Raw genomic sequence first — 12,808 nt, forward strand, 5'->3', positions numbered from 1 at the left:
TGCTAAGTTTCTTTGCCTGCTGACAAAGAGTGACGGGAGCAATCACAAAAAACAACATGCAGTCTGATGCGAGTGAAGAAAAGACGGCTCCCATACAGCAAAATTGACTACATCATACTAGCCAAAGGTAGAGTAAAGCAAAAACAGGGAAGGCAGCCGTTAGGCTATCAATACGGTCAAGAATACCACCATGACCAGGCAGGATGTTACCGCTATCTTTGATGCCAGCCACACGTTTAAACATACTTTCAACCAGATCACCAAATACAGAAGCAATAACCGACAACACAGCAATCACCAGCAAGCTCCCTGTACCGGCAAAAGGAATATCCATCATCGCAGCACCACCCCAGGTAACCAAAACAGCTAGGGCCGCACCGCCAATTAAGCCTTCAACGGTTTTTTTCGGGCTAACTGCAGGTGCCATTTTATGTTTACCAAATTGCTTACCTGAAAAGTATGCGCCAGTGTCTGCCGACCAGACAAGGAAACAAACTAACAGCACCAGCTGGGCACCATGATATGGAGATTCTGCATAGTTGACAGCGCGGAGCATCAAAACACTCCAGAAGAAAGGAAGCAGGGTCAACAAGCCGAAAAGGTATTTTAAAAGTACTGACTTTGACCACGGCGTTGTACTGGAAGGATAAGTGACCGCTAATGCAGAAGCAATCAGCCACCATGCCCCACCAATTAACAACATAAACAGATGAGACGGAGCCATCTCAGCAAGTGTTGATGCATCTGTTGGCATGATTGCAATTGAAGCACCCAGTACAATAGCGGGTACTAACATCGCGCCCAAACGCGATTTGGCATCAACAAATTGGGTCCACTCCCAGAAACCAGCCAGGGTTACTGCCGCCAAAGCGTAAACAAAAGCAGGAAAAGGTAAAAAGAAAATCCCTGCAATTACTAAAGGAGCGAGGATAAGTGCGGTAATAATACGTTGCTTAAGCAAGCTGCGTCCTCTCGTTTTTCGATTTATTGTAGTAACAGCCCGGCATTTCTGTCATGCTTTCTGGCCGTTTTTATCCTGACTTAACAATAAAAAGGCATCTTGATGAATCCAGGATGCCTAATCACTGTTACCGCAAAACCGCGATAAGCCATTTAATTCATTGTAACTTTTGCATTAAAGCCTGTATCTGTTCACCGGTACAGCCAAAGCGACGCTCCCGGCTTACATACCATGCCACGGCATCTACCAGACTTTTCTCATCAAAATCTGGCCAGTGTTGTTCAGTAAAATACAGCTCAGCATAAGCAGCCTGCCATAACATGAAATTACTGATTCGGCACTCGCCGCTGGTACGGATTAGCAAATCGACATCAGGCAAACCAAACGTTGTCAGACCTGCTGTCATCATCTCTTCTGTGATTTCATCTGCGGTCAATCCCTGCTCCAGCACTTGTAGTGCCAGGCGCCTGGTTGCCTGCAAAATATCCCACTGCCCACCATAGTTGGCTGCTACATTCAGCACCATACCTGTATTATCGGCAGTCAGAGCTTCAGCGTCAGCGATTTTCTTCTGCAATCGTTGGCTAAAGCGTGAAGTATCGCCAATGATCCGTAACTGAATATTATTTTTGTGCAGACGTTTTACTTCACGACCCAATACCGTCATGAAGAGTTCCATCAACAGTGACACCTCATCTTCCGGACGACGCCAGTTTTCGCTGCTGAAAGCGAAGAGTGTCACCACCTGGATACCGAGGCGATTTGCAGTCGAGACTGTTTTACGTACGGCTTCTACTCCGGCCTTGTGGCCAAACACTCGAGGCTTACCCTGTGCCTTTGCCCATCGGCCATTGCCATCCATGATGATCGCAACATGCTTCGGCAGACTCTCAGCACAAAGAGCAGTATCGATTGTATGCTCTGCCATACATCTCCCTCAAAATAAAAAGCGCCGTGCTGCACGCACAGCGCCTTAAACCTCATAAAGCAAAATGGAAAGATTAAACTTCCATCAGCTCTTTTTCTTTCGCTTCCAGAATCACATCAATTTCTTTAACTGCTGCGTCTGTAAGCTTCTGGATGTCGTCCTGAGCGCGACGATCATCATCTTCAGAAATTTCTTTCTCTTTCAGAAGAGCTTTAACATCTGCATTAGCGTCACGACGGATGTTACGAACAGCAACACGACCCTGCTCTGCTTCAGCACGTACGATCTTAACCAGATCACGACGACGCTCTTCCGTCAGCGGTGGTAGTGGAACACGAATTACAGTACCCGCAGACATTGGGTTCAGACCCAGATCTGACATCATAATCGCTTTTTCAACTTTAGGTGCCAGCTCTTTGTCAAAAACAGTAATCGCCAGAGTACGAGCATCTTCAGCTACTACGTTAGCAAGCTGCTTAAGTGGCGTGTTTGCACCGTAGTATTCAACATAGATAGTGTCTAGCAGGCTTGGGTGTGCACGGCCGGTACGAACCTTAGCCAGCTGGTTTTTCAGCGCTTCTACGCTTTTGCCCATGCGCTCCTGCGCATCTTGTTTAATTTCTTCAATCACTATTTATACCCTTTTGATTCGGTAACAACGGAAGCAATATTCATGCTCCCGTTCAGAATGAGTTGGTCAAACTTAGTCGTTAGAGATCAGGGTGCCTTCTTGCTCACCCATCACTACGCGGCGTAGTGCACCTGGCTTATTCATGTTGAAAACACGAATTGGCATACCGTGGTCGCGAGCCAGAGTAAATGCAGCTAAGTCCATCACTTTCAGTTCTTTTTCAAGAACATCATTGTAGCTTAGCTTATCACAAAGAACAGCCTCTGGGTTTTTAACTGGATCATCTGTGAATACACCGTCAACTTTTGTTGCTTTCAGTACCACATCAGCTTCAATTTCAATACCACGCAGGCATGCCGCAGAATCTGTAGTGAAGAACGGGTTACCAGTACCGGCAGAGAAAATTACCACGCGGCCCTGACGCAGCTGGCTGATCGCATCAGCCCAGTTATAGCTGTCACACACACCGTTTAGCGGAATTGCAGACATAACTCGAGCGTTCACATAGGCACGGTGCAACGCATCACGCATCGCCAGACCGTTCATAACAGTTGCTAGCATACCCATGTGATCGCCCACAACTCGGTTCATACCAGCCTCAGCAAGGCCTGCACCACGGAACAGGTTACCACCACCAATTACAAGGCCGACTTGCACGCCCAGTTCAATAAGTTCTTTGATTTCCTGAGCCATACGGTCAAGAACTTGCGCGTCGATACCAAAACCTTCGTCGCCCTGCAGAGCTTCACCGCTAAGTTTCAGCAAGATTCGTTGATAAGTCGGTTTAGGATTTGTGGTCATTTTTACCTTCCAGGCTTACAAATAGAGATATGGAGTTGTGAAAAGACCGCAGCCTAGGCCACGGTCTTCAGAGTGCAATTCGCTAAGGATTAACCTTTCTGCGCCAGTGCAACTTCTTCTGCGAAGCTCAGGCCTTCTGCTTTCTCGATGCCTTCACCTACTTCTAGACGTACGAAGTTAGAAACTGTTGCGCCAGTTTCTTTCAGGTGGTCACCAACAGATTTCTTAGGTTCCATGATGAATGCCTGACCTGTCAGAGAGATTTCGCCTGTGAATTTCTTCATACGGCCAGTAACCATCTTCTCTGCGATTTCAGCTGGCTTGCCTTCGTTCATCGCGATTTCAACCTGAACCTGACGCTCTTTTTCAACTACGTCAGCTGGTACGTCTTCTGGGTTCACGTACTCTGGGCGAGAAGCAGCAACGTGCATTGCTACGTGCTTCAGAGTTTCTGCATCGCCGTTACCTGCAACAACAACACCGATACGGTCGCCGTGACGGTACTGAGCTACTTGCTCACCTTCGATGTAAGATACGCGACGGATAGAAACGTTCTCACCGATCTTAGCAACAAGAGCTACACGCTTCTCTTCGAACTGAGCCTGTAGTTCAGCGATGTCAGCTTTGCTAGCTGCAGCAGTTTCTGCTACTTCGTTAGCGAAAGCTAGGAAGTTGCCGTCTTTAGCAACGAAGTCAGTCTGGCAGTTCACTTCTAGAAGTGCAGCTACACCTTCACCTTCTTTGATGATGATTGCGCCTTCAGCAGCTACGTTGCCTGCTTTCTTAGCAGCTTTAGCAGCACCGCTCTTACGCATGTTTTCAATTGCCAGCTCGATGTCAGCGTTAGCTTCTACTAGCGCTTTTTTACATTCCATCATACCTGCGCCAGTACGTTCGCGCAGTTCTTTAACTAGGGCAGCTGTAACTGTTGCCATTGTTATATCCTCAGTTTGAATTCTTGGTATAAAAATCAGGGGCCAATTCGGCCCCTGGTAACCATTCTTAGTTTACACAAGGTAACTTAAGATGCTCAAAGAGCCGGCTATTACTCAGCTTCTACGAAACCGTCTTGCTCAGCTTGTGCAACGATGTCTTGGTTACGACCTTCAGTTACAGTTGCTGCTACAGCGTTAGTGTAAAGCTGGATAGAACGGATTGCGTCATCGTTACCTGGGATAACGAAGTCAACGCCGTCTGGGTTAGAGTTAGTATCTACTACTGCAAATACTGGGATACCCAGGTTGTTAGCTTCTTTGATTGCAATGTGCTCGTGATCAGCATCGATTACGAACAGAGCGTCTGGTAGGCCGCCCATGTTCTTGATACCGCCTAGAGACTTCTCAAGCTTCTCCATTTCACGAGTCAGCATTAGAGCTTCTTTCTTGGTTAGCTTGTCGAAAGTACCGTCTGTAGACTGAGTTTCAAGATCTTTTAGACGCTTGATTGACTGACGAACAGTTTTCCAGTTAGTCAGCATACCACCCAACCAACGGTTGTTTACGTAGTACTGGTCACAGTTAACTGCAGATTCTTTGATTGATTCGCTGGCTGCACGCTTAGTACCAACGAAAAGTACTTTACCCTTGCGAGCTGCAATCTTGTTGATTTCAGCCAGAGCGTCGTTGAACATTGGTACAGTCTTCTCAAGGTTGATGATGTGCACCTTGTTACGAGCACCGAAGATGAATGGCTTCATCTTAGGGTTCCAGTAACGAGTTTGGTGACCGAAGTGAACACCAGCCTTAAGCATGTCGCGCATTGATACAGTTGCCATTGAATATTCCTCTTGGGGTTAGGCGTCCACATATCCCATTCAACCGACCCGTATAACCTGCCATAAAGCAAATTAACAGCCTCGCGTAAGGCTGACGAGCACCCCGGAGAATGTGTCGATATGTGTGAGTGATAAAAAATAGTAAGTGTAATCTTACTTATTTGGTCGAAACACAAGTAAGCAAATTACGGCGCGCTTTATACCATATTTTGGCAAGCAAAATCCAGCCTAATTATAGTTGAGCGCCCTAAACCCGGTTTCCATCCGACGCCCTCACTGTTACCATGTATGCAATAGAAACAGTCAATGCAGAGAAGATTGAATGAGCATCAAGATCAAAACGGCTGATGAAATTGAAAAAATGCGCGTTGCCGGCCAACTGGCCGCAGATGTGCTGGAAATGATCGAACCACACGTAAAAGCCGGTGTAACCACCGAAGAGTTGGATCGCATCTGCCATGAATACATCACCAAAGAGCAAGGTGCCGTTCCGGCTCCGCTTAACTACCATGGTTTCCCGAAATCAATCTGTACTTCGATTAACCACGTTGTTTGTCACGGTATCCCGGCAGAGCTTGATGAGCCGGTAAATGGCAAATACAACAAACCTGCGGTACTGAAAGACGGTGACATCATCAATATCGACGTTACTGTAATCAAAGATGGCTACCACGGCGATACCTCGAAGATGTTCGAGATCGGTGAAGTTTCACTGGAAGACAAACGCCTGTGCCGCGTGGCTCAGGAAAGCCTATACCTGGCCATGAAAAAAGTGAAGCCAGGTGCCAAACTGGGCGAAATCGGTACTGCTATCCAGAAATTCATCAAAAACGGTAACAGCCGTTTCTCTATCGTTAAAGATTTCTGTGGCCACGGTATCGGCAATGAGTTCCACGAAGAGCCTCAGGTTGTTCACTACAAAAACAACGACCGCACCGTACTAAAAGCAGGTATGTGCTTCACTATCGAGCCAATGATCAATGCCGGTAAGTTCGGTTGTGATGTTGACGACGATGATGGCTGGACGGTTTACACTGTTGACGGCAAGAAATCAGCCCAGTGGGAGCATACTTTGCTGGTAACCGACACTGGTTGTGAAGTGCTGACCCTGCGTAAGGAAGAAAGCATTCCACGCCTGATGCATAACGCATAATCCCTGAGCCGGCCTAGTGCCGGCTTTTTTGAACCTTCCTAATTTCATCGCATTACGGTTATAGTAGTAACTAATCACCGACTCAACATGGCACGGACTGCGATGACAGACACCTCTCCCGCATCTTCAGCACAACCATCATCTATCGTTCAAGAGCAACTACGCACTGAGCTCAACCAGTTTGCCGAATTACAAAAAAAGCAGTTCAGCGCCCACATTCCGGTAACTGAACTGGTGCAGGCCCGCTCAGCCTTTATTGATGAGCTGTTGCAACGGCTATGGCTGCAATTCGGGCTGAATAAAGTCAGCGAACTGTCACTGATTGCTGTCGGCGGCTACGGACGAGGCGAGCTTCATCCGCTATCTGATGTCGATATCCTTTTACTCAGCCAGAATGAACTGGATGATGCTACCGGCAAAACAGTCAGCGAATTCCTGACCCTGCTGTGGGATCTGAAGCTCGAAGTCGGCCATAGCGTCCGCACACTTGAGGACTGTATTAAGATTGGATTGGAAGATCTGACTGTTGCTACCAACCTGCAAGAATCCCGCTTGCTTTGCGGCAGCAGCGAGACTTATCAGCACCTTGATGAAACGGTTAATTCCGGTAAGTTCTGGCCCAGCGAGCAATTCTATCGTGCCAAAGTTGAAGAGCAGCGAGCCCGCCATGCCCGCTACCACGATACAACCTATAACCTTGAGCCAGACATTAAATCCAGCCCCGGCGGCCTGCGTGATATCCATACCCTGAGCTGGGTGGCCCGTCGCCATTTCGGCGCCACCAACCTGCTCGAAATGAGCCGATTTGGCTTCCTAACCGATGCCGAATACCGAGAGCTGGCCGAATGCCAGGACTCGCTGTGGCGGATCCGTTTTGCTCTGCACAGCGAACTACGCCGCTACGACAATCGCCTCACTTTCGAACATCAGGCATCGGTAGCCCATCAGCTTGGCTACACTGGTGAAGGTAACCGCCCGGTAGAAATGATGATGAAAGAGTTCTACCGCACCCTGCGCCGGGTTTCAGAGCTCAACAAAATGCTGCTGCAACTGTTCGACCAGGCCATTCTTAACAACGGACTGGAAACAGAAGCCACACCGCTTGACGATGACTTCCAGATCCGCGGTCATCTGATCGAAGCCACCAAGCCTGCGCTATTTCAGGCCCGGCCGGAAACCATCCTTGATATGTTCTTGCATGTAGCGCGCAATGCGGAAATCGAGGGTATTGCCGCACCGACCCTGCGCCAATTGCGCACGGCCCGACGCCGCCTGAACCGCTTTCTGGTCGATATTCCTGCTGCCCGCGAGAAGTTCATGGAACTGGTTCGCGAACCTAATGTACTGAGCAAAGCCTTCCGCCTGATGCATCGCCACGGCGTCCTCTCGGCCTATCTGCCGCAATGGAGTCAAATTGTCGGCCAGATGCAGTTTGACCTGTTCCACGTCTATACCGTGGATGAGCACAGCATTCGTCTGTTGAAAAACCTCAAGAAATTCAGTGATCCCGAAAACCGCCAGCGCCATCCGATTTGCTGCGAGATCTATCCACGGCTCGCAAAAAAAGAACTGTTGATCCTGGCTGCTATTTTCCATGACATTGCCAAGGGCCGCGGCGGCGACCATTCCGAACTCGGTGCTACCGAGGCTTACGATTTCTGCATTCAGCACGGACTATCCCGCCCTGAAGCCAATCTAGTTAAATGGCTGGTCAACCAGCACCTGCTGATGTCGGTAACAGCGCAGCGCCGGGATATTTATGATCCTGAAGTCGTAGCTGAATTTGCCAAAGAAGTAAGAGATGAAGAGCGACTGGATCACCTGATTTGCCTGACCGTGGCTGATATCTGCGCCACCAACCAGGAGCTTTGGAACAGCTGGAAGCGAACCCTGCTAGCCGAACTATACTACTCGACTCAAAAAGCCCTGCGCCGCGGCCTGGAAAATCCGCCTGATGTTCGCGAGCGGATCCGCCACAATCAGCAAATGGCCTCGGCGATCCTTCGCAGTCACAATTTTACCCAACGGGAAATTGATGTACTGTGGCAGCGCTTCAAGGCCGACTACTTTCTGCGTCATACCCACAAACAAATCGCCTGGCATGCCGAAGCGATCCTGACTAATGACGATCCGGAAATGCCGCTGATCCTCCTGAGCAAAAAGCCAACCCGCGGTGGTACCGAAGTCTTCGTCTACTGCCAGGATAAAACCAAACTGTTTGCGATTGTGGTATCCGAGCTCGACAAGAAAAACCTCAGTGTCCATGATGCCCAAATCATGACCAGTAAAGACGGCTATGCGCTGGATACCTTCATGGTGCTCGACCCTAGCGGCAAAGCCCTGAACGAAGGCCGACATAACAGTGTCCGCCGCGCACTAATTAAAGCCCTGACCCAAATGAAGTCTGAGCGTAAGAAAAAGCGGCCACCGCGCAAACTGCTGCATTTCAATGTCAAAACCCGGGTTGATTTCCTACCGACCAAAACTGGCAAGAAAACCATGATGGAACTGGTTGCACTAGATATGCCGGGACTGCTGGCGAGAGTCGGCTCGGTCTTTGCCCGCCAGAACATCAGCTTGCAAGCGGCCAAAATTACCACTATTGGCGAGCGGGCTGAAGACTTCTTCATCCTGGTTAACGAAGAAGGCAGCCAGCTGACCGATGAGCAGCAACAACAACTTAAAACTGCCTTAATAGAACGACTGGATGCGGCCAGATAATCAGCCTAGATAGAAGGTGAAACTTCTCTCCCTAAGCAATAAAAACAGCTCGGGGGAGAAGCTCGATCTTGCCCACAATTCAAGTGCCACAGAGGGACGTTACCATTTTGAGTTGCTACATTAATAGCAAAAGCAGCCAGCATAATGAGGTCCCTATGTACCCACACCTCACCGGTATCGGTATCGAACACCCGGAAACCATTGATCGTTACAGCCTGCGTCAAGAAGCAGCTAATGACATCCTCAAGATCTACTTTGCCCGCCAGAAAGGCGAACTCTTTGCCAAAAGCGTCAAATTCAAATTCCCTCGCCACCACAAATCCGTGGTTGTTAACAGCGGCAACCGGGAATACAAAGAGATCACAGAGATCAACCGCAACCTTACCTTTATCATCGACGAACTTGATCAGTTAACTCAAAGAAAACACACCGAAGTCGATGTGAAGAAAAAAATCCTCAATGATCTGCGCCATCTGGAACAGGTCGTCACCCATAAGATTGCCGAAATCGAAGCTGATTTGGAAAAACTGAAATAGCGGGTGTTAGAAGAAAACAACTGACAGAGAACTGACGTTACTAAATATAAATCGCACTCCTGAAAACCACCACAGTGGACCAGGAGTGCGAGATAGTCGAGGGAGCAAGCAAGTTATCCCAGTCGGCTGACAAATTCGTCCAGCCAAGGCATAGCGACTTCCAGCGCATCAAAATTCACACAGGCATCAACCCGCAAAATAGGAATCAATGGCTTGGCCTGAAGCTGTTGCAACAGTTCATCGACCTGACGCCCCCCACCGCAAAAGCGTTCTTCGCCGTAACTCAAATCGCCCAATGCAATCACACCATAATTGAGTTCGGGCATCAGAGGAAACTGCTCATTCAGGGCCAGATAAAGCGGCATAAGATTATCCGGGATCTCCCCTTCTCCGGTGGTTGATGTCACCACCAGCACCACATCTTCCCAATACCGGATAAAATCATCAAACTGCGGTTCAGGGTAAAGTTGGGCATCATGCCCGCTCGCCACCAACTTCTCTACTGCGGCTTCAGCCACTTCCTCTGCGCCGCCGTACACAGTACCGACAAAAACACCTATCTTTTTCCCTGCTGCCATAGCTTCCTGCCTCGCAATTACTGATAACCGTTTCTTCTTACTGTGGTCGCATACCTGGCAAGATGCAAATAAAACAAACGCCTAGCGAGATCGCTATTATGCTGTAGCCATAGGAAGAACCAGACCGACGAACAGAACTAGTCTTGCGGAGCCATCATAGACAGAGGCCAATCAAAAGCAGTCATAACCCGATTCCATGCCTCATCCGTACCAGCCCGGATATCCAGCTGTTCACCAGTGATAGGATGCTCCAGCTCTAAGCGGGAAGCATGCAACATCAGACGGCGACAATCATAATTATCCCTGAAGCTGCGGTTATGACGACCGTCGCCATGGTTCACGTCACCGATAATATGGTGGCTGAGATGGTGCATATGACGACGCAACTGGTGCTTGCGACCCGTTTCCGGCTTCATTTCCACCAGGGTGTAACGGCTGGTTGCGTAGCGGCCAACGGCAATATCAGTCTCTACTTTCGCCAAAGGTGCATACGCCGTCACTGCCGGCTGGGCTTCTTTATCCTGATCGGCATGTTTATCTGCGATCTTATCCAGCTCTTCTTTCAGCGGATAATCAAGCACTGCAGCTTCTTTAATCCAGCCACGTACCACGGCGTGGTAGGTTTTCTTCACGTCACGACCGGCAAATTTCGGCATCATTTGTGAAGCCACTTCGCTCGACAGCGCAAACAGCAAAACACCGGATGTCGGGCGATCCAGACGGTGAAGCGGAAAAACATGCTGGCCGATCTGATCACGCAGCGTCTGCATTACAAACTGAGTTTCGTGGCGATCCAGCCATGAACGGTGCACCAACATACCCGCCGGCTTATTAACAGCAACCAGGTACTGGTCTTGATAAAGGATTTCTAATTCCATGGCTTATTCGGCTCTAAACAGATCATCTAACTTAAGGGTAACGGCCAGCACTGACGCCCTGCCCGGTAGCTCTTTCATCGCTTCTTCAACATAAGGAGAAATCGCAAACTGCACTGGTAGCGGAGCCTGCATCAGCACCAACTGAGTCATACGTGGGATAAAGATCCACTGCAACCACTGGGCACACGTCAGGGTATCGACCGCAAACGGCTCGGTACTGGCCAACGCAGCTGGCTCCGGAGAGGTGTTTTCCCACAAACCGGCTTCACGCATGGTTGCTTCTAGCTGCTCCAGCAGTTGTTGGGTCTGATGGTATTTGTCCATCGTTTTTCTCCCTACAAGGTTTATCAATACCAGCAATAAAGCGCGCAAGGATACCATCTTAAGCACGGAGTCCATATAATCAGGGGAATCATTTAAGAGTAAGCATCATGTCCATGGATAAATTTCATACCCTGACCGAACTGCTGGATAACGCTGGTTGCCAGTATAAAATTTTTGATCTTGGCCGCCGCGTGTGCGAAATCGACATCAACCAATTCAAAGCGGTTGAAGATAACCGTCAACCCTATCCATGGCCGCTACAGCAGCACGCCCACTTGTCGATTTCCTTCTGGCAACAAGGTAATGCACCATGGATCTGGTTCCTGCGCTTACCACTGGACGAGCGGGGGCTGCTGAAACAGGCCGCTGTCGGTGACTTTATCAAGTATGTCATAGAAGCGATGGGTGCCACCCTCAATAGTGCCCCGACCGAAGAAGAGCAGGAGAAGCTTGCCGCTAACCCTTATACCTTCAAGCCAAACGACGACAAAATGGCGATTTTCCACGCCCAGCTTCGCCAGCAATTATCCCTCCCTGCCAGCCAATACTATGAACATGCACAGCATTACCTGACCGGTGCTCTCGGCTGGGACAAATGGCAAAGCATTGGCCTGCAAGGCCTGGCTGATGTTTGTGCCCGAATGAAGCAGGAAAATAACACAACCCTGCTGCGTAAGTCGTTGAGCAATCTGCCGATGACTCCGCTCTACGCCCTGCTGGGCTGCCTGGAACATTGTGAACTGCCTGAAACGCTTGGTGAACGCATCGCCGAAATCCTTGAGCAAGAATGCCAAAAAGCAGAACCGGATCTGTTTTTGATTTCCGCACTGATCCGTGCCCTTTCAGGCAGCGACAATCAGCTACTGAACCGACAACTGAAAAAACTGCTGTCAGAACCGGCACTGTGCCACCCTGAAATTCTGGTTGCGATCGCCGGGCGCTGCTGGAATGGCCTGACCGACATTGAGAACGCCAGCCTATTCCTGCTACGCCTGGCAGAAACAGAAGATCAGAGCCTGTTCAATCAACTGTTTGCCGACCTGGTGATGCTACCAGTTCTGCGTGGCATCATGCTGCAAATCCTGCACAGTGAAGCCAATCCAGCACTGGTTACCGCCATTGCCAAACTGCAGCAACACGCCCGTGGGCAGGCTTAACTCCTGCTGAAAAGAGGTAAGAGATGGATAACTTACTGGGCATTCTAGCCCTTGCGTTACTGGGCTACTTGTTCTGGCAACAACGCCGTCAAACTGAGTTTGCCCAGAAGTTCATAGAACAACGCTGTGACACCCTGAACCTGCAATTACTGGCGATTGCCAGAGGCGAACACAAGCTCAAAGACCGTGAAGGTCGATGGCAGTGGCACACTGTGTACCTGTTTGAGTTTTCCGCTGATGGTCATGACTCTTATCAGGGGCATGTGGTGATGAAAGGATTTAGGCCAATGCAGTTTTATGTTCCGCCGCATCATATGCCGGATTGATGTATTTTGGGGATATAGAAAAAGAACGGGCGCGACTTTC

14 protein-coding genes are annotated in these 12,808 nt (G+C 49.3%); 5 read left to right on the forward strand and 9 right to left on the reverse strand.

The features are described from left to right. Positions 1-112: 112 nt before the first annotated feature. The 6 genes from C942_RS21520 to rpsB form a co-directional block, all read right to left on the reverse strand. Positions 113-961: a phosphatidate cytidylyltransferase gene (locus C942_RS21520; RefSeq protein ID WP_007470290.1), complete on the reverse strand. Its 849-nt coding sequence runs from the start codon at positions 959-961 to the stop codon at positions 113-115. Positions 962-1,118: 157 nt separating this feature from the next. Next, positions 1,119-1,889 (reverse strand): isoprenyl transferase, encoded by a 771-nt coding sequence (locus C942_RS21525; RefSeq protein ID WP_007470292.1) that lies wholly within the window; start codon positions 1,887-1,889, stop codon positions 1,119-1,121. A gap of 73 nt (positions 1,890-1,962) precedes the next feature. Next, the gene (gene frr / locus C942_RS21530) at positions 1,963-2,520 is read right to left on the reverse strand and encodes a ribosome recycling factor (RefSeq protein WP_007470294.1); all 558 of its coding nucleotides are present in this window, start codon (positions 2,518-2,520) and stop codon (positions 1,963-1,965) included. Positions 2,521-2,592: 72 nt separating this feature from the next. Next, positions 2,593-3,321 carry a UMP kinase gene (gene pyrH / locus C942_RS21535; RefSeq protein WP_007470296.1) on the reverse strand — a complete coding sequence of 243 codons (729 nt, stop codon included), beginning with the start codon at positions 3,319-3,321 and terminating at the stop codon, positions 2,593-2,595. 89 nt (positions 3,322-3,410) lie between these two features. After that, positions 3,411-4,256: a translation elongation factor Ts gene (gene tsf, locus C942_RS21540; RefSeq protein ID WP_007470298.1), complete on the reverse strand. Its 846-nt coding sequence runs from the start codon at positions 4,254-4,256 to the stop codon at positions 3,411-3,413. Between the two features lie 110 nt (positions 4,257-4,366). Then, on the reverse strand, positions 4,367-5,095 hold the full coding sequence (gene rpsB, locus C942_RS21545; protein ID WP_007470300.1) for a 30S ribosomal protein S2: 729 nt from the start codon (positions 5,093-5,095) through the stop codon (positions 4,367-4,369). A 322-nt stretch (positions 5,096-5,417) separates the two neighbouring features. On the opposite strand from rpsB, the gene map reads away from it, so the two are divergent. The 3 genes from map to C942_RS21560 all read left to right on the forward strand — a co-directional run bounded on the left by map (position 5,418) and on the right by C942_RS21560 (position 9,505). Continuing rightward, on the forward strand, positions 5,418-6,248 hold the full coding sequence (map, locus tag C942_RS21550) for a type I methionyl aminopeptidase (RefSeq protein ID WP_007470302.1): 831 nt from the start codon (positions 5,418-5,420) through the stop codon (positions 6,246-6,248). A 102-nt stretch (positions 6,249-6,350) separates the two neighbouring features. Continuing rightward, positions 6,351-8,969, forward strand: coding sequence for a bifunctional uridylyltransferase/uridylyl-removing protein GlnD (gene glnD / locus C942_RS21555; RefSeq protein ID WP_007470304.1), 2,619 nt, complete (start codon positions 6,351-6,353; stop codon positions 8,967-8,969). 155 nt (positions 8,970-9,124) lie between these two features. Beyond that, positions 9,125-9,505 (forward strand): DUF3461 family protein, encoded by a 381-nt coding sequence (locus C942_RS21560; RefSeq protein WP_007470305.1) that lies wholly within the window; start codon positions 9,125-9,127, stop codon positions 9,503-9,505. Between the two features lie 113 nt (positions 9,506-9,618). On the opposite strand, the gene C942_RS21565 is transcribed toward C942_RS21560, so the two are convergent. The 3 genes from C942_RS21565 to C942_RS21575 all read right to left on the reverse strand — a co-directional run bounded on the left by C942_RS21565 (position 9,619) and on the right by C942_RS21575 (position 11,285). Further along, positions 9,619-10,083, reverse strand: coding sequence for a flavodoxin (locus C942_RS21565; RefSeq protein WP_007470308.1), 465 nt, complete (start codon positions 10,081-10,083; stop codon positions 9,619-9,621). A gap of 137 nt (positions 10,084-10,220) precedes the next feature. Further along, positions 10,221-10,961, reverse strand: coding sequence for a tRNA pseudouridine(65) synthase TruC (gene truC / locus C942_RS21570; protein ID WP_007470310.1), 741 nt, complete (start codon positions 10,959-10,961; stop codon positions 10,221-10,223). Between the two features lie 3 nt (positions 10,962-10,964). Continuing rightward, positions 10,965-11,285, reverse strand: coding sequence for a YqcC family protein (locus C942_RS21575; protein ID WP_007470312.1), 321 nt, complete (start codon positions 11,283-11,285; stop codon positions 10,965-10,967). Positions 11,286-11,398: 113 nt separating this feature from the next. Here C942_RS21575 and C942_RS21580 point away from each other — a divergent pair, with 113 nt between their 5' ends. Together C942_RS21580 and C942_RS21585 are read left to right on the forward strand one after the other, a co-directional pair. Continuing rightward, positions 11,399-12,442, forward strand: coding sequence for a DUF3549 family protein (locus tag C942_RS21580; RefSeq protein WP_036801425.1), 1,044 nt, complete (start codon positions 11,399-11,401; stop codon positions 12,440-12,442). Positions 12,443-12,465: 23 nt separating this feature from the next. After that, on the forward strand, positions 12,466-12,768 hold the full coding sequence (locus C942_RS21585; protein ID WP_007470317.1) for a DUF3301 domain-containing protein: 303 nt from the start codon (positions 12,466-12,468) through the stop codon (positions 12,766-12,768). The last annotated feature ends 40 nt before the right edge of the window (positions 12,769-12,808 follow it).

This window comes from Photobacterium marinum, from assembly GCF_000331515.1.
GTDB lineage: Bacteria > Pseudomonadota > Gammaproteobacteria > Enterobacterales > Vibrionaceae > Photobacterium > Photobacterium marinum.

What these genes read in the sequence shown, in the direction of transcription:
- C942_RS21565 (WP_007470308.1), bottom strand. Translation starts at nt 10,083, where the DNA reads ATGGCAGCAGGGAAAAAGATAGGTGTTTTTGTCGGTACTGTGTACGGC.
- C942_RS21525 (WP_007470292.1), bottom strand. Translation starts at nt 1,889, where the DNA reads ATGGCAGAGCATACAATCGATACTGCTCTTTGTGCTGAGAGTCTGCCG.
- map (WP_007470302.1), top strand. Translation starts at nt 5,418, where the DNA reads ATGAGCATCAAGATCAAAACGGCTGATGAAATTGAAAAAATGCGCGTT.
- rpsB (WP_007470300.1), bottom strand. Translation starts at nt 5,095, where the DNA reads ATGGCAACTGTATCAATGCGCGACATGCTTAAGGCTGGTGTTCACTTC.
- C942_RS21575 (WP_007470312.1), bottom strand. Translation starts at nt 11,285, where the DNA reads ATGGACAAATACCATCAGACCCAACAACTGCTGGAGCAGCTAGAAGCA.
- glnD (WP_007470304.1), top strand. Translation starts at nt 6,351, where the DNA reads ATGACAGACACCTCTCCCGCATCTTCAGCACAACCATCATCTATCGTT.
- C942_RS21560 (WP_007470305.1), top strand. Translation starts at nt 9,125, where the DNA reads ATGTACCCACACCTCACCGGTATCGGTATCGAACACCCGGAAACCATT.
- tsf (WP_007470298.1), bottom strand. Translation starts at nt 4,256, where the DNA reads ATGGCAACAGTTACAGCTGCCCTAGTTAAAGAACTGCGCGAACGTACT.
- C942_RS21580 (WP_036801425.1), top strand. Translation starts at nt 11,399, where the DNA reads ATGGATAAATTTCATACCCTGACCGAACTGCTGGATAACGCTGGTTGC.
- truC (WP_007470310.1), bottom strand. Translation starts at nt 10,961, where the DNA reads ATGGAATTAGAAATCCTTTATCAAGACCAGTACCTGGTTGCTGTTAAT.
- C942_RS21585 (WP_007470317.1), top strand. Translation starts at nt 12,466, where the DNA reads ATGGATAACTTACTGGGCATTCTAGCCCTTGCGTTACTGGGCTACTTG.
- pyrH (WP_007470296.1), bottom strand. Translation starts at nt 3,321, where the DNA reads ATGACCACAAATCCTAAACCGACTTATCAACGAATCTTGCTGAAACTT.